We start from the raw sequence: 16,575 nt of genomic DNA on the forward strand, positions 1-16,575 counted from the left end.
GTGTACGATATTCTATTTTTCTTCCCTATTCATAGCAGCTGCAACATGGTCAACGTAGATTTGTTGAAATTCAGAATTTTCACCGATTCCATGCATATAAATTTCCACGGTAAACCCTTCCTTTTTCAACATGGTTTTCCATGAATCTTCTTCATCACCCGCCATGTCATTGTTGGCGTGATCGCCAGCAACCACCATGAACGGCATAAGTGTTACTTCTTCAATTCCGTCAGCCTTCAAATGCTCTAGCACATCTTCAAATGCTGGATAGCCTTCTACGGTCCCCACGTACACTTGATCCATGCCCACTTTGTTCAAAACACTTTGGAAGCAGGCATAAGTTGCATTGGCTGGATGATGCGTGCCATGACCCATCAAAACAACCGCTTGTTTTTCACCGATCTCTGGTAACTGACTCTTAAGCGCTTGGGCTGCAATCTCGTAGTCTTCTATTCCATTTAGAAGCGGTTTTCCGAAAGTTACTGATTTAAATCCTTTTTCATAGTGTTTTGCAATTCCCATCAATTCGTTGTATTCACTGCCTGCCATAATGTGAAGCGGTTGAACAACCAGTTCTTCTACACCATCAGCCATCAACTGCTCGAAAGCTTCTTCTGGATTTAGAACAATGATATTGTCACGTTTTGCCAATTTATTAATAATAAATTGAGATGTAAAGGCACGTACAACTTGGTAGTCGGGATAGGCTTCTCCGATTGCATTTTCTGTCGCCTCAATGCTCATCTTTCTCGTATCTGCATAACTGGTTCCAAAACTAACCACCATAACCGCTTTTTTCCCAGCCACCCATTTGGACTCATCGGCTGCAACTTGTACCAAGGGTTTTGGAATTTCTTGTCCATTTCCATCTATAGCATCCTGCACATGTTGCTTGTAAATCTCTTGAAATGCAACATTCTCACCCAAACCATGCAAATAGGTATTCACACTATATCCTTCTTTTTTCAAGATTGTCTTCCAAGAATCATCTTCATCGCCTGCCATATCATTATTGGCATGGTCCCCTGCAACCACCATAAACGGCATCAAGGTAACCTCATGAATTTGGTCTTTTTCCAATTGTGTCATCACATCGTCCAAGGTTGGGTATCCCTCTACCGTACCCACATAAACCTTGTCCATACCTTCCTTGTCTAAGACGCTTTGAAGACATGCATATGATGCATTGGCAGGATGATGTGTTCCATGACCCATCACAACTACTGCCTCGCCTTGACCCAATTCCGGCATTTGCACAGCCAATGCTTCTGCAGCTGCTGTGTAATCCGAAATCCCTGTCAAGATAGGACGACCCATAAGCAGAGAATCAAAACGACCGTCGTTGTATTCTGCCACAACCTCAACCATTTCGTTGTACTCCGCACCAGCGATTACATGAAGGGGTTGAACAACCACCTCACTGAATCCCTCTTGGCTCAATCGATCCAAGGCTTGTGTTGGATTGTCTATCATAATGTTGTCTCTTTTTGCTAGTTTATTAATAATAAATTGCGATGTAAAAGCGCGTCTCACTTCATATTCTGGATAGGCGTCTGCAATCTCATTTTCTGTTGCCTCAATGCTTGCTGCTCGCGTGTCTGCATAGCTGGTACCAAAGCTAACAACCAGAATTGCTTTTTTCTCAACTTCAGGTTCGACTGGCGATTCCGGCTCAGCAGGACTTGCTTCTTCAACTGCTGGTTGATCCGCAACGGGATCACTTGCCTCTGCTGCCCCCTGAGAACATCCTGAAAAAACCCCAACTGCTAAAAATACGATTATCATCATTGCTAATACTTTCTTTTTCATCATTTTTCCTCCTTCTTCATATTTTACGATGCTGAAATCACCAGTTCACCCGATGAAATTCGCTTCGCGTCAATCCCAAAAATATGTTTCATTTTCTGCGAGGTAAAAATTTCTTCCGGCTGATCGTTTTCAATCAGCTTCCCCTTTTTTAAAACAATCACCTCATCGCTGAATAGATTGACTAGGTGCAAATCATGCATAATCGCAACGACAGTAATCTTTTGATCCGCTGCCAGGCCTTTCAACCGCCCCAAAAAACGAATGCGATATTCAATGTCCATATTGGAAAAGGCCTCATCGAGAAAGAGCACCTCTGGCGATTGCGCCAAGGCTTTAGCCAACATCACCCGCTGCTTTTCGCCACCGCTGATCTCTGTGATCAAGGCGTCTTTTAACCCTAAGGTGTCGGTCCATTCCATGCATGCTTGAACGACCTCCAAATCTTCTTTACGTATTTGTCCGGACCGCCTTCGAAACGGCGCCCGGCCCATCATAACAATCTCAAGACAGGTAAAGGGAAATCGGATTTGCAGCTCTTGTGAAATTACAGCGGCTTTTTTGCTGAATTCCTTGATGGAAACAGCCCTTAGATTCCGATCCCCCAGCATTACCTTTCCTTGAAATGGAGGAAGACTTTTCGTCAGAAGACGAAATAACGTGGTTTTTCCCGCCCCGTTCGGTCCGATAATTGACGTGAATTTTCCGGGGCTAATATCGAAAGTAAGATTTTCTATTATTTTTTGATCTCCATAGGAGAAGGATAGGTTTTCAACTTGAATCATAATAAACTCCTAGAATAAGGCCTTGTTCTTCTTAACGAAAATGGCAATAAAAAATGGTCCCCCAAACAGGGTGGTAAATACACCAACAGGAATCTCGATATTCAATAGCACCCGGGTTACCGTATCGGCCAGCAACAAGAGCAAGCCACCTAACAAGCCCGATAAAGGCAATAGAATGCGATTATCCGATCCCACAAGAAAGCGAAGCATATGGGGAACAATCAAACCAATAAAGCCTATAATCCCGCTAACGGAGACGCATACCGCTGTCATCAAAGAACCACTGATCAATAAAATTCGCCTGACCCGTTGGGTATCTACCCCCAGGTTTCTAGCTTCCTGGTCCCCCAAACACATCAGATTTAAATCATCAGCATAGTACAAGCAGATTGCCATGCAGATTCCAATAACAACAAAACAAAGCCCTACATGCATCCAACTCCTTGCTGATAAACTGCCCATCAACCAATAGATAATGGCAGAAACACCCTCTCCAGACAGACTCTTCAAGAAACTAATACCAGCCGAGAAAATCGAACTGACTATAATTCCGGCAATAATCATATTGCTGGGACTTAGCGTCCCATCCACCCGCGCAATCCTCAACACTAAGCCCAAGGTTCCCAAGGCACCCATAAAAGCAAAAAGGGTCACTGGCAGATGCAGATTCATTGAAAAAAGATTGATGAAAATTGCAACAGATGCGCCAAATGCCGCTCCCGATGAGACACCCATGGTGTAGGAATCAGCGAGGGGATTCATTAAAAGTGCTTGAAAAACCGCACCGGATACCGCTAGACCACATCCCACCAAAATTCCTGTCAAAATCCTGGGTAATCGAATATTCCAAACAATGCTGCTCCATGAATCGGGGATTCCTTCCAACAAACTCGGATCCACTCTACCCCCGATAATCTTAAGGGTATCGAGAATGGAAATTTCCGCCCTGCCCAAATTGACTGCCATAAGTCCAACGCCCATCAACACACAGAAAAAGAAGAATAGGATCAAGCTGTCTTTTTTCCGTTTGTCTTGCATTTTTATCCATAACTGATTTTCCATCATATCCTCCAAGGCATAAAAAAAGATGAGTCCCCTTTCGGAGTCTCATCATAAATATCAAATACGGCCTTGGCCCTATCTATTCATGGTGCCATCTCCCTCCGAAATGGTTGTCATGCCATGCATTAGGTAGGTCTCCTGACTTGTCTTCATCCTACTCCCATCCTTCCCAATCCTATGGATCAGTGGTTACATGGTTTCGTCCAACTTACAGTAGCGGGGGCTGTGCTAGATTTTCACTAGCTTCCCATTTAAGCTTTCGCGCCTATTGCATTATTTAATTATCGTTAACAGAATACCATCAAGTTTTCTATCCGTAAAGTCATTTTTTGGATATATAATGAGATTATTCTGTCATAGAATTCATTCATACGACCAAAACCATAAAGCCTATTTACAAAAAAACGAAGGATCGACTAATCGCCAATCACTTCGTTTCGATTGTTATTGGGCTAATTTTTGATACCGAGCTTCAATCCAATGAAGGTTCTTATTGACCCGCGCATTGGAAATGCTAATCTCCAACAAAGCCGGCAACTGTATGGTATAGGACAATTTTTCGATCTTCAATCCCTGCCCCCATCGCTTCATTTGTGCTTTCACTTCTTCAATAGCTTCTGCACTCAAACTTTCTGCTTCTTGCACCAATCCAATATCATAGATTAAATGGGCAATCTCTTTGGCTTCCTTCATCGCTGTTTTTGCTTCCAGTAATTCCGCTTTCCCCGGCTGCAACCAGCCCGGTAATTTTTCGTATTCCTTCTCCCGATCGAAAATCTGCGCATATACCCATTCGATATCGGCAAAATGTGCAGGCATTTGTTCCATTCCTGCTTGCAATGATTCCGCGCTCGTTTCCAAAATCCGTTTCTGCTCTTCTAATATGAATAAGACTCGCTTCTTCAACATATGGCGGTAACCAAATTGTGAAAAGACCATATTAAATAAAATAGCAATCAAGACACCGCAAAGAAGGGCTGCCATCCGAAGTTGAAAGGTCAACAACATACTAGGCTCTCCTGCAGCTGTTTGCTGTACATACTGGGTCATGTAAATCGCCGTAAAATAGGCAACCGGTGAAACAAAACGCCAGCTGATTTTAATGCTGACATAAAGTGTAAATGCAACCCCAAGCGCAACAGTCAGTGCCGTATTACCCCCAAAGAAAATGATCAATGCAGTCGCTGCCGCAGCAATGACTGTTGCAATTACTTGATCGCGTCCCACCCGAATCCCTGTGATGGAAACAGGTTCCAATGTCAACATCACCCCAAAGAGCACCGAGATGATATCTTTTTGTAATAATGGGTTCGATCGTGCAATGACATAGGCAACAAAAATTGCAACAAAACTCTTTACCACATAGGTTGTTGAATCGAAAAGATAGGCTTCTCGCCCCCAACGAATCCATGACATGATTTTTTTCATCTCAAATCCTCCTCGTATACGATATCTTCAGTATATCATCTCGTTTTTTTCCAAGGCAAACCTTCGGATAAAAAGAAGGACGGTGGTCCCTATAGGGTTCCACCGTCTGTTTTCTGCTCTACCAAGGCTGATTTTGGGAAAAATAGCGTAATGCTGGTTCCTTTATTCAACTCGCTCTCTAAATAAATCTCACCGCCATGTTGCTCCACAATGACCTTGGCAATCGCCAAACCCAAACCCGTTCCTTGGACGCTTTTTGATTCTCCCAGTCTCGTTCTGGACTTATCAGCTCGATAAAAGCGGTCAAATATATGTGGTTGATCTTCCTTGGCGATTCCGATTCCATTGTCCTCAATCTGAATGGCGTAGGTCTGTTTCGTCTCCCGCAAAGATAGACGAATCTGTCCCTGATCTGGCGTATATTTAATACAGTTATCTACAAAAACCCGCACTGCCTGTTTCAATTTATCATAGCTGGCGTACACCTGGGGACAATGATCAAATTGCCCGCTAATTTCATGGCGATTATCAATCATCTTCGTTTCTTTTTCAACTTCTTCCATCAATTCCGTCAAGGAAAACTGACTCATCTCCATCTTTAAGGTACCCCGATCACGGCGAGCCAAGAACAAGAGACTCTCTACAAGAGATTGCATAAAATCCGTTTCACTTCGGATTGCTTCGATCCCCTCAACCAAGACCTCTGGATCATCCTTTCCCCATCGGTTTAAAAGGTCCGCATATCCCTTGATCACTGCAATTGGCGTGCGCAACTCATGGGAAGCATCGGAGACAAACTGACGTTGTTTGCCATAGGATTCTTCAATTTCATCCATCATATGGTTAAAGGTCTGGGCCAGATCCTTGAGCTCATCACGAGCACCATTGACCATTAAACGCTCTGATAAATTACTGGCTGACAAAGACTGCACATTCTCCGTCATGGTATGAATCGGCTGCAAGTGTTTTTTTGCAATCTTGGATGCCCGAGCCATTGCAATCAGCCAAAATAACAAGGCTAAAACCCAACCCGCTGCCACCGTTCCCATAAAAATTTCTTCGATAAAATCCGTTGACTTCATCAAAATCAAAACCTTGTCCGGATTCTCGATTTCTCCCTCCAATACGGTTTCGGAAATAAACCAATCCTGATAAACGAGACTCCATGGTAAATACGCATTATCAGTACGAATATCCGTATAGGTCATTTGGTCAGTGCTGGCAATCCAATTTCCAGCCCCGTCAAATATCCCGTATCTTAAATTCTCAATTGGAATCAGGCGATCCAGAAGCGCCGAGTCCGGAGTTTCTTTCCAATCTTCAACAAATATTGCCGCATGATTTTCCAGTTGCCAAACCTCGTAGGTTTGAAACGCATACTTTCCTCCAAAAAAGAGTAATAGATTCATGAAAATGAGGGCACGAAAAGTAATCCATCCATAGCTCCACGTCAATTTGAAGGTAATATTCAATCGAAATAAGGATAAAAACCGATCAAAACCCGACGCCAAAGAATCCTTTCCATTTCCACGCATGGTATCAATCGCTTCAAGAATGGCGCGAATCACACTTTGAACCAGTTTCAAGACAAAGCTAAACACGAACACAATCCCTTTGGAAATAGGATGCGACCGTATCTTCTTCGGCTTTTTATTGGCTTGCCGTGCCGCCTTTTTTTCTTTCCTAATTTCCTTCCGACTTCGTTTCATTTACTCCACCTTAAATATATAACCGACTCCACGTACGGTATGAAAGAACTTTTTATCAAAGACCTCGTCAATTTTTGTACGAAGAGTCCGAATATAAACGTCTACAATCTTGATATCCCCATAATAATCATAGCCCCAAATCCGCTCAATAATCTGTTCACGGGTCAAAACATGATTAAGATTTTCCATCAGCAATTGGCAAAGTTCAAATTCCTTTTTCGTCAAGGTAATCAATGTATCTTGAAAATGAACTTCATGACAATCCGAATCCAAACACAGGTCTCCTGCGCAGAGTTTCTTTACATTCGACACAATCGGCGTCTGTTCGTGAGAACGAAAAATCCGGCGCATCCGTGCCAGCAATTCTTCAATGGCGAAGGGTTTTGTCATATAATCATCCGCTCCAACATCTAGCCCCATGACTTTGTCCATGGTTTCATCCTTTGCTGTTAGCATAATAATCGGTACCTGCGAGCTTTGACGCACACGCCTGCAGACTTCCATTCCATTCATACCCGGAAGCATCAAATCCAGAATAACCAAATCAGGGGATCCGTTCAAAATTGCATCCAAACCAGACCGCCCATCATGAACAGACGTTACCGTATATCCTTCATATTTTAATTCCAATTCCAAGAATCTAGCAATCTTCAACTCATCTTCAACGACTAAAATCGTCTCATTCATGTGACCGCCTCCCATCTATTCCCATTATACGTCATTTTGACCCAAACGAAAGAAAAAAAGCGGATCTATTGATCCGCTTCGTCATCATCCTTCTCTTTTTCAAAGCCATCTTTTACCTGTTGTGCGACCTCGCGAATCGGTTGGTCAACACTGTATTCCTTGCCTGTATAAGATCGAATCTGCATTTGGTATCCCACGATGATCGCTAGAAGTAATGCGAACAAAGAGAACGGCATGGTGCATAGAATGATTAAAAGCGCTACCCAGGTTGGCCAGTCCAAGAAAACTTTGTTGTCCTTATGCAAAATAAATCGATGATTCTTCAATTTATCTCCTGCGTCCCGCATTTCCTCTCTTCGATGATCTCGATGAGCTTGTCTCTCTGCATGGTGAGGGTGCTCTCTTCTTTCTTTTCTTTCACTTCTCGCTTGCTGTGGCTTCTGCTTAGGTCGAATTCGATCTTCCTTTTCCAGTTTAATTAAGGCTTCCACCAGATTGCCGTCGGCTTCTTCCAAGGCAATTCGTGCTTCTTCATAGGTGACATTGGCGCGTTCTTTTAAAATATCAATTTTCTTTAATTCGTTTTCCATGATTTCCTCCTTACACTCCTGTCTCTGTATCAGAGAAAGTTTCCTTGATCTTTTCGATCATTTCCACGGCCTTGCCTTTTTTGTTTCGGACTCGGAATTTAAATCCGAAGATCACACCCAAAACCAAAAGAATGATAGATACCGGGAAGGTGCAGATGATCAAGATTAATGCCAAGATTGATGGGATATTCAAGAATGTCTCCCCATCTTTTTGAACCATAAATCGATGAGCATTCATCTTTGAAAAAACTTTTTTCGTTTCTTCCCCAAAATTCTGGCTCGACTCTGCAAATTTATCTCGCGTTGCTTTTCTCTCTGGTCGAATCTTCTCCGATTTTTCTAAGTAGATCAATGCATCAACCAAATTCCCATCACAAACTTCCAAGGCCTCTTTCGCTTCCTGATACGATACATTCGCACGTTCCTTTAGGATGTCAATGTTTTCTAAATTAATCATTTTGTTTCCTCCTTTGTTCTTTCTGTCTTTATCTTATCCACTACGGATGAAAAACAGAAAAAAGAAAGATGAAGAAATGGTTAAATCTTCGTCAAGTAATGGCAAGGCTTACAGCCATTTTTGTGTATTGCGCGTCACTTGTAATCGAGCATTTATTATAAGTGATGCGCTGTAATTATTAAACTTCCATCATATTAAAGACTTTGCAAATCTTTGATGTCATCCAAATCCGTGAGATCTTTGCCTTCATATTCTTCAAGGAACTCCAGCAACGTCGTTCTCCGAATCTTATAACTTCCAAGTTTCAAAGCCGGAAACAACCTTTTTTTGATATGCTCATAAACAAACCCTTGATTTGTCTTAAGGAGCTTTTAGGCTTCTTTCACAGTATAAAGCAGAACCTCAGACTCAACGTTATAGACTATAGTTACCCTCTGTTCTTTTCCAACAAAATTATGTCGTTTCCACTTATCGATTATTTTTTCAGCAAACTTCTTCTCATCAATATCAACCTTAATCTCCATAGAATACCTCTAATTAAATTATTAAAAAAGCGAGTGCTATTCTAACACTCACTTACTGTCCCAAACATGCTCGCGTTGCATATTAATAATAATCTCATATCTGGGTGCAGAATATCTCTTGGTTTCATGATAAACATCCTATAATCGTCCGTTTCTTTTCCTTTATAGGAATAACCGTAAACGATTGATACAGCTTAAAATCTCCATCCAAGCATCCACTATTCCCATTCTATCAACTTGTATTATTCTCTATCATAATCAGTTGATTTCACTGCATTTCATGGCTGTATTACACTAGTTTTCATGCCCGATTTATGGCTTCATAATTTTTTAGTACGTTTTTAGTACGCTATCTTTATTAATATCTGAAACCACATCTATAAAGTATATTCACTAATAACTTTACAGATGCCACGAATATTAACATTTCCTTTAAATTCAAATTTCATCTTTCCTAGCCCACTGAACCACACTTCTAATTCACTATCTAAATCAAATGTACCTGCTGTCTCAACGGAAAACGCTTGAATCTTGCTGTACGCAAGTGAAGAATAATCAATTTTCTTTCCAGTAATGCCCTGAACATTCACCGCCACAATTCTTTTTGATGTAAAAATAACCATATCCCGCATTGATTTATAAGCACCAATGACCTCTTCACCCTCTATTAAAAATTCTATAATCTTGTTTGTTCCAGATTCTATACTCACTGGACTAAGTTTAAGATACTTCTTGTTATCAAAATCTATCATATCGTCTCCTCCTAAAATAATACTCCATAATTGCCATATCCTTACAAATAATTATTTCACTAACGTCTCCTTTTGTAAAGACTAGGAAACGGTTAAATCTTCATCAAGTATTGGCAAGGCTTACAGCAATTTTTGTGTATCGTACGTATATTGTATTTGGTCACTTTTACACCGAATGGAGTGAAAATGAATAATTTACTATAAGGTTAATCACTCTAAATCTCTAATTATTTCAGCATTAACGCTCAGAAAAATTCTTTCTCGAATTATCATCATCAAACCATAATTCATTATCAAAATCCAGAAGACTACTTAATCTGAAGAAGCGAAAAACAAGTTTAAAATTAACCTTAGACCATCCTCTTAGGTCTTTTATAATTCTCTCCATATCTAATATTAAGTAACACAAGCTTTTACTTAGTTTTACGAGGTCGTTAGAATACCACCATGTAAAGGTTTCTATTTCTTCATCATCTTTTGAATTCGTTACTTCTTTATAATAATGTTCAAGAGAATTCCATAGATGTTTTATTTCTCTAAATCGCCCTCTTGAACCATTATAGAAATTAAAATTTTCGTATTTCATTGCTTCATCGAAACTAAACTCCTCTTTCGGATTAGTAATAATAGTTGATGAATCTTCTGGTATTCCTTGAGATATTTGATTGATAACTCTGCTTTCGTTCGCTTTGACTATTCGACTTATTAATAAATTTTTCTTATTCTCAAAATCATCATCTTGATTACCTGTTGATAAACCAAATTCCTCAAACCCACTAATATCTTTTAATTTTCCAAAAATAATATTCAGATTATCTTTCATAATATTATTGATACCTTCATACTGCCCTAACAATCGTCGTCTTTTTACTATCTCTATCATAAGAAAAAATATTATTGCTGACGCTATTGAACCTACTACCAAAGATATGATCGAGATAATAATGTCCAAACCATGATAAATCAAGTCTCCATTAGTGCCAATAGGTTCTAATTGATCCAGCATTTTGTACACACCATTCAAAACTAGAATGAGTAATAAGTAAATCAACAGTTTGCAATAATTAAAACGCTCATATGGGCGGCCTGTTTGAAATTTGAGAAAATGCAATACTTCCCTATTTTTCATCGTCTCACTCCGTTACATTCAATATTAGTTATCCTATTAAAAGGCTATCTAACAGAAGAAATTTTTCACTTATTATCAAAACAACATCTTGATCTGCGCCGGTTCATAATTGGTTATGATTAATTCCTTTACCTTGCCGCAGGCATCTTTGTCTCTGCTGATCGAATAAGCCGTGTTCACTTCTTCTATATTTGCCCAGGAATACCACTCGCGAACCTTTGGATGATCATTGATCGTCACAAGGAACTTTCCCTTAATTTGCTTCAAACAATCCACTAGGCGCATTTGATCTTTCAAGGAAAACTCTGATTCGTATCCTGCCGTTTCATAATAGGGCGGGTCGCAGAAGAACATGGTAGCCTTCCGATCATACTTCTGTATTAGCTCTTCAAAATCCAGATTCTCAACGTAGGTATTTCTCAATCGCCTCTGGATCTGTTGAAGATTGCGTTCGCCAAAGACAATCCCTCGAGGCTTCGTGGATGTGCCATATCCATAATTCCCTCCCTTGGCCGCGAAGCTCTGACTATTGATATAAATAAAGCGGATCGCACGCTGGATCTCAGTCAATCCTTTTAGATCCGCATGCTTGTAGTGTTCAAACTCATCCCTACTGCTTAATTCATATTGAAGCATTCTTTGCAGCTCGCTCGCATGATGTTTCATCATTCGGAAGAGATTCACCAGCTCTCCTTCCACATCATTTATTACTTCAACCTTGCTGGGTTCTTTCCCAAAATATACCCAACCAGCTCCAAAGAATGTTTCAACATAGCAAGTATGCTCCGGCAACCTGCTGATAATTTCTTTCCTTAATTTTGACTTCCCACCCATCCGAGAGATCGGTGGATTCATATTGTTATAATTGTTTGCTTTAATCACCCTCTTTTAGATAATTTAAAAACGAATTTTCATCATATTAAGTACGCTAATAACAATTAAACTGTCTTAGTTTTTCCCAAGCACTCTTTTATTGAACAAATCTTCTTTTCAAACGTTTCCTGATGCCAAAAAATCTCCATAAATGTATAAGCAAAATCTATCATAGAATCGAAACTTTCGCCTTCCTTTAAATACTCTTGAAACACTAGTATGAAGTTTTCGTCATTAGGATCTACGTTCCCTTGATGAAAACATAAAATGCTTAAGTGTAAAAAATATCTTTTTTTGCACTTATCAAATGTTATAGAAGACCCATTTCCATTTTGGAATGGTGTAATAAATCTGAACCAGTCCTCTTCTTTCGTGCTCATAATATCTTCATAATTGCCCCATAAACTTTCAATATTTTCACATAACCAATGCTTTAGGGAAAAGCAACGCTCATGCCCTCTTTCCTCTCTGAAAAAATCAAGCATTCTGTTATTAGTCTCACTCGGTAGCTTTTTGAATAAAATCGCACAAGAAAAATATAAACAAATTTTATGAAATAACACATCAACAAATTTTCTATAATTTTCTTCTACAACATACGCTTCTGATTCATACAAATCTTCTATTATTTTCCCTAAAAAATTGTATGAATCAGTCTCGTTATAAATATCATTTATTAAGAATTCTACAATAGTTTCTGAAAAAGTAAATCTATTTATCTTAATTTTAAAATAACACTCATCTAAAAGTTTTTTAAAATAAAATTGCTTATCTTGTTGGTTTAACTTCATGTTTTTTGAAAAACTTAGAATATATCTTGATAAAATACTTTCCCTTAAAGTCTGATTCATACAATCCTCTCTATTTATTAAAGAAATAAAATCAAACTGTTCATATTCTTCTATTCCTCTAAAATAAGTTTGAACCGAAAAGCATATCTGAAAAAGGCTCATTATTTGATCATCATTTATCTTTTTTATCGCCCCATGGTCCTCTATGTATTTTAAAGAAAAATATAATACCTCCGTTGCTCTCGCTTGTGCCAAAGAAATGAATATTGGTTTCAAAATAAACTCAAAATTTTCCTCATCTGATATTACTTCAATAATAAATGCTAACGAATCATAAATATTTTCAAAGTCACGTTTCCTAATCGATTGCATAGTATCTCCATAAAGGATTCGGGTATACTCGTTTTTTAAACCTTTCATTTTCGAGTTTATTACAATATTCATGTAGTACCAATTTGCTATTCTAGATTTGAAAATTGTTGGAAATAGTATTAATTCAAATGACAAATATGCTAACAATAAAACAACAAGAATGTTCAATGAAAAATTTAAAATCAAATTATTATACGCATCATTAATATAAAAAAGAGTATTTAAAGAAAATAGAAATAAAGATATAAAAATCAGTATAAAAGGATCAATACCTTTATAGTGTTTCCCCCAGAACTCTTTCACAGACATTCCATAATATGATTTGTCTAGGTTATTAATAGTTAGTGTAATAATTGCAAAAACAATAAATGATATACCTGCTTGTGCTTGCCAAATAGAATCCATATATGGTAATAATTCTATTTTTGTTTTCTCTAAAAAAAACAAATCATGAAAGGGGGATCTGTTAATATAAAATAGTATCTTATTAATTATCATGTTCAAAAAAATAATTAATCCAAGCAATCCAAAAGTAATTTTTTTCATGTCATTCTTCCCCCTAATATTCACTCCTAATACAAATATTAACATATTAAATTGGTTTTCACTATTTTATTCTACATGAATAATCTCCGCCGTATCACTAAAAGACTCTTGAACACTAATGCCTTGTTTACTAAAAAGCTAAAAGAACACAAATTGTGTCCAAAAATCTTATGAAAGAAAATGCTGCAACTGATCAACAGCCGCTTCCAACATCTCACTAATCGTCTGCTCCGTTACAAATAGCTTCACCACACTAGGAATCAGCGAGTAAGCCTTCCCCAGCACATAATTGTATTTCATCTTTCCCGTTCCGGATCCGTAGATCTGCTCCGCTTCAATCACCAAGGAGAGCAAGATCTTCTTTACCACTCCGATCTGCCCCATGTAGATTAATACCAGGAGTACCCCAACGAATACTCCTGCAGCAACCACATTCATGGCCAGCGGCATTGGGATCACTTCCTGGATCCCCAAAATCAAAACTCCCAGCAGAATCACTACTAAGAGCACCATCAACACTTTAATTATTTTTTTCATTTTTCTCATCCTCCTCTGCATATCGCGCAAGAACTGTAAGCATCAACCATGTTGGTGCTGGCTTTGCTAGTTCATCTTCCTGGTTCCACTTGTCTGGATCATTCAAGATCCCTCGTTTACTCAGTTCTTTTACGGCCTTGCGGCCAAGTTCTCTTTGCCACTTCTCAAGTTGTTTCGGCATCACAATCTCCTTTACTCTCTCTTTGAATTCTTGAAACGCCACCGGCTTCTTCACGAACCACCGCGGACATTCCTTCCACCCCACCACCTGCTGATGGGTCCAGATATCCCTGATCGGATCCAAATCATATTTCAGGCAAAGGTCTGCACACCTTTGCACTGTAGAATCCAGTGTCTCTTCTGTAAACTCCCCAGTCCAATCCTTATGGCACATCTCAATCCCATAGGTATAATCGTTTGGATATGAGGATAGCCGGCTAAGCGCACGCCTGGTGTATTTCTTCGATCCCACATGATAAGCAAGCTCCGCTTCCGGAATGCAGATCAGCCGCTCTCCATTGATCCCGATGATCTCATGAGCAGATCCAAATCCATCCTTCCCAAGCTTTCGATTCTCAAAGAAATTCTGGTTCCCTCTCGGCGTTGAGCCGGGGTTAGCAACCCAATGGACCACTAACCCCCTCATGCCTTTTAATCGCCTACCCGGGCGGGAATATCGATTCTGAGTAATAAGCTTCACGCTTGTCTTATACTCGGTTTTCATAATCTTCATCCTCCCTGCTAGTCCCCTTGTACTCATCGATTTCAGTCTCTAAGATCTGACGTTGCTTTCTCTTCACCCAAAAAAGAAGCCACCCAAGGTCAGCTCCTCCATCTACTAAATTCTCAACAACCGACTGCCCTTCCCGAAGGAACATCACTCCATAAACCACAGTGGCAAAAAATATCCCCATCTCCTTTAAAGGGGCCACCCGGTAACTAAGTCCCGCTAGGATCATGATGCAAAGGTAAGAAAATAACTTCACCTTTGTCTTGTCCCACAAGGTCTTTGAATATATTGCTCTCGTTTTCACTGCTTCCCGGTACCCCTTGTTCTGCTTGGCCAAGGACCAAAACTTCGTCAGGATATCTAGGACCATAGCAACCCCCACCGCAATGATGCTGGTGAAAAACGCCTGATCCGGAAAGAGTAAATAGCTGATCGCAGAAAGGGCAAATCCAATCAGCGGGTTGGATCCATCTAGTACCTTTGAAAGGTATTCCTGTAATTGTGTCATCTATCCCTCCTGTACGATTGAATCTTTCTCTTCCTGGGTAATCCAGCCGGCTTCAACTGCCCGGTCAAGAAAAGCCTCATCAATTATTCCCCATGCATACATTCGCCTCAAATCACTCACCGAATATCTAGACACCAGGATCCACCTCCTGACTCTTCAGCGTTTCTTCTAAATCACGCTGCACTTGCTTCTGAAGAAGAAAATCAAGCTTCTCTTCCACACGCTGAAGGGGATCGACTCCACCAGAAGGTCCAACTTCATTTGAAAGGCCTTTCCCTTCCGAATCGACATATTCTCCTCGAGTCAGGTCAAATTGATAGGTGATGCCAGCGACCACTTTCTCTTGATCACCAACTTCTGACTTTGAAGTCACTTTCCTTCCACTTCTGGTTGTCAGCTCTTCTATTTGATGAATCTTCCCATTCTCTTCGACATACATATTTCGCCCCCCCTTTATTCGAGTAATGCTGTGTATCCTCTGTTCCTTGCAACTGAATTTTTAAAACGATAAGTGATGACGATCGAAGTGTTAAACCTAATAAATAACGGCAAGACACCGCCTTGTCCACCATAAGTCCCACTATATTTATAAGAGCTTAAAACCTCACTCGTTGCCGCACCACCATCAACACTGAAGCTGACTCTTGCTTCTTTACTACCATCAGAACCACCGTCTGCATGAGCTATAATATTCGTCAAATATCCAGCACCTGTTATCGTTTCTGTATAGCTATACCACAGATTTTTCGTCGTGTTTGCAATCTCCACGACCATTTTATTGAGCGGAGTCAAAGCAGACCAATCAATGCCTCCACCAGCTGCTACATTTGTTCCACCAATCATGTGCTCACCACCTTCGAAAAATAGATTGTCACCTGGATATCTTGGGTTTGATCCTGAGTCGAGTAGATCTTCATGGATCCTGCTAAAGTTTCTGTATGTGTCCAAGAACCTGCAGCCTTTTCTTTTTCAGTAGGCGTTGCCACCACATCGGCCACCGTCTCTACATCAATGATTGGATCTGCAATGGTGTATTCCCACAGGCTCCCATTCTGCACCCACCCGGATGCCAAAATGGTTGCACTCTTTGAAATTGAAACCTTTTTATCCAGGAACTCCAATTCATCATCCATCTTTTGCATGTTACCTACACTCAAGGGGGTTCCCCCTTGAATCACATTCCCAAAAGCCGGTGTCAAGGTGATAGTCCCATCCTCATTTTCAACCATTACAAATCGGTTGGGAAACTCGACTTGCCGCTCTCCCCATGTTGTTTTGTTGTAATTCAT

The 16,575-nt window shown here is 40.0% G+C and carries 20 protein-coding genes, 1 pseudogene and 1 riboswitch; all 21 genes and pseudogenes read right to left on the reverse strand.

Going from position 1 to position 16,575, the window contains the following annotated elements:
- Positions 1 to 12 precede the first annotated feature (12 nt).
- Positions 13 to 1,812: a sirohydrochlorin cobaltochelatase gene (locus AC25CA_RS12755; protein WP_486814213.1), complete on the reverse strand. Its 1,800-nt coding sequence runs from the start codon at positions 1,810 to 1,812 to the stop codon at positions 13 to 15.
- A 20-nt stretch (positions 1,813 to 1,832) separates the two neighbouring features.
- Positions 1,833 to 2,591 (reverse strand): ABC transporter ATP-binding protein, encoded by a 759-nt coding sequence (locus AC25CA_RS12760; RefSeq protein ID WP_486814214.1) that lies wholly within the window; start codon positions 2,589 to 2,591, stop codon positions 1,833 to 1,835.
- 9 nt (positions 2,592 to 2,600) lie between these two features.
- The gene (locus tag AC25CA_RS12765) at positions 2,601 to 3,656 is read right to left on the reverse strand and encodes a FecCD family ABC transporter permease (protein WP_486814215.1); all 1,056 of its coding nucleotides are present in this window, start codon (positions 3,654 to 3,656) and stop codon (positions 2,601 to 2,603) included.
- Between the two features lie 108 nt (positions 3,657 to 3,764).
- A riboswitch (cobalamin riboswitch) is annotated at positions 3,765 to 3,937 on the reverse strand.
- A 160-nt stretch (positions 3,938 to 4,097) separates the two neighbouring features.
- Entirely contained in the window at positions 4,098 to 5,081 is a 984-nt protein-coding gene (locus tag AC25CA_RS12770) for an aromatic acid exporter family protein (protein WP_486814216.1), read from the reverse strand.
- 89 nt (positions 5,082 to 5,170) lie between these two features.
- Positions 5,171 to 6,790, reverse strand: coding sequence for a sensor histidine kinase (locus AC25CA_RS12775; protein ID WP_486814217.1), 1,620 nt, complete (start codon positions 6,788 to 6,790; stop codon positions 5,171 to 5,173).
- Positions 6,791 to 7,477 (reverse strand): response regulator transcription factor, encoded by a 687-nt coding sequence (locus tag AC25CA_RS12780; RefSeq protein ID WP_486814218.1) that lies wholly within the window; start codon positions 7,475 to 7,477, stop codon positions 6,791 to 6,793.
- A 65-nt stretch (positions 7,478 to 7,542) separates the two neighbouring features.
- Positions 7,543 to 8,067, reverse strand: a complete 525-nt coding sequence (locus tag AC25CA_RS12785; protein ID WP_486814219.1) for a UBA domain-containing protein — start codon at positions 8,065 to 8,067, stop codon at positions 7,543 to 7,545.
- A 10-nt stretch (positions 8,068 to 8,077) separates the two neighbouring features.
- The gene (locus tag AC25CA_RS12790; RefSeq protein WP_486814220.1) at positions 8,078 to 8,524 is read right to left on the reverse strand and encodes a DUF4342 domain-containing protein; all 447 of its coding nucleotides are present in this window, start codon (positions 8,522 to 8,524) and stop codon (positions 8,078 to 8,080) included.
- 194 nt (positions 8,525 to 8,718) lie between these two features.
- Positions 8,719 to 8,883 (reverse strand): annotated as a pseudogene (locus AC25CA_RS12795) (hypothetical protein); the annotation flags it as partial.
- Positions 8,884 to 8,895: 12 nt separating this feature from the next.
- Complete coding sequence (locus AC25CA_RS12800; protein WP_486814221.1) at positions 8,896 to 9,048, reverse strand: hypothetical protein; 153 nt, start codon at positions 9,046 to 9,048, stop codon at positions 8,896 to 8,898.
- Between the two features lie 377 nt (positions 9,049 to 9,425).
- Positions 9,426 to 9,800: a PH domain-containing protein gene (locus AC25CA_RS12805; protein WP_486814222.1), complete on the reverse strand. Its 375-nt coding sequence runs from the start codon at positions 9,798 to 9,800 to the stop codon at positions 9,426 to 9,428.
- A 238-nt stretch (positions 9,801 to 10,038) separates the two neighbouring features.
- Positions 10,039 to 10,929 (reverse strand): hypothetical protein, encoded by an 891-nt coding sequence (locus AC25CA_RS12810; RefSeq protein WP_486814223.1) that lies wholly within the window; start codon positions 10,927 to 10,929, stop codon positions 10,039 to 10,041.
- Between the two features lie 75 nt (positions 10,930 to 11,004).
- Positions 11,005 to 11,811, reverse strand: coding sequence for a DNA adenine methylase (locus tag AC25CA_RS12815; RefSeq protein ID WP_486814224.1), 807 nt, complete (start codon positions 11,809 to 11,811; stop codon positions 11,005 to 11,007).
- Positions 11,812 to 11,867: 56 nt separating this feature from the next.
- Positions 11,868 to 13,511 carry a hypothetical protein gene (locus tag AC25CA_RS12820; protein WP_486814225.1) on the reverse strand — a complete coding sequence of 548 codons (1,644 nt, stop codon included), beginning with the start codon at positions 13,509 to 13,511 and terminating at the stop codon, positions 11,868 to 11,870.
- A 168-nt stretch (positions 13,512 to 13,679) separates the two neighbouring features.
- On the reverse strand, positions 13,680 to 14,048 hold the full coding sequence (locus AC25CA_RS12825) for a hypothetical protein (RefSeq protein WP_486814226.1): 369 nt from the start codon (positions 14,046 to 14,048) through the stop codon (positions 13,680 to 13,682).
- On the reverse strand, positions 14,032 to 14,772 hold the full coding sequence (locus tag AC25CA_RS12830) for a peptidoglycan recognition protein family protein (RefSeq protein WP_486814227.1): 741 nt from the start codon (positions 14,770 to 14,772) through the stop codon (positions 14,032 to 14,034). The genes AC25CA_RS12825 and AC25CA_RS12830 overlap by 17 nt, the downstream gene beginning before the upstream one ends.
- Positions 14,756 to 15,286, reverse strand: a complete 531-nt coding sequence (locus tag AC25CA_RS12835) for a hypothetical protein (RefSeq protein ID WP_486814228.1) — start codon at positions 15,284 to 15,286, stop codon at positions 14,756 to 14,758. The genes AC25CA_RS12830 and AC25CA_RS12835 overlap by 17 nt, the downstream gene beginning before the upstream one ends.
- Positions 15,287 to 15,421: a hypothetical protein gene (locus AC25CA_RS12840; RefSeq protein WP_486814229.1), complete on the reverse strand. Its 135-nt coding sequence runs from the start codon at positions 15,419 to 15,421 to the stop codon at positions 15,287 to 15,289.
- Positions 15,414 to 15,725, reverse strand: coding sequence for a hypothetical protein (locus tag AC25CA_RS12845; protein ID WP_486814230.1), 312 nt, complete (start codon positions 15,723 to 15,725; stop codon positions 15,414 to 15,416). Before AC25CA_RS12845 ends, AC25CA_RS12840 begins: the two co-directional genes overlap by 8 nt.
- Before the next feature lie 14 nt (positions 15,726 to 15,739).
- Positions 15,740 to 16,129, reverse strand: a complete 390-nt coding sequence (locus tag AC25CA_RS12850) for a hypothetical protein (RefSeq protein WP_486814231.1) — start codon at positions 16,127 to 16,129, stop codon at positions 15,740 to 15,742.
- Positions 16,126 to 16,575 carry a hypothetical protein gene (locus tag AC25CA_RS12855; protein ID WP_486814232.1) on the reverse strand — a complete coding sequence of 150 codons (450 nt, stop codon included), beginning with the start codon at positions 16,573 to 16,575 and terminating at the stop codon, positions 16,126 to 16,128. Before AC25CA_RS12855 ends, AC25CA_RS12850 begins: the two co-directional genes overlap by 4 nt.

The sequence above is a fragment of the Gottschalkiaceae bacterium SANA genome, assembly GCA_036323355.1.
Lineage (GTDB): Bacteria > Bacillota > Clostridia > Tissierellales > GPF-1 > GPF-1.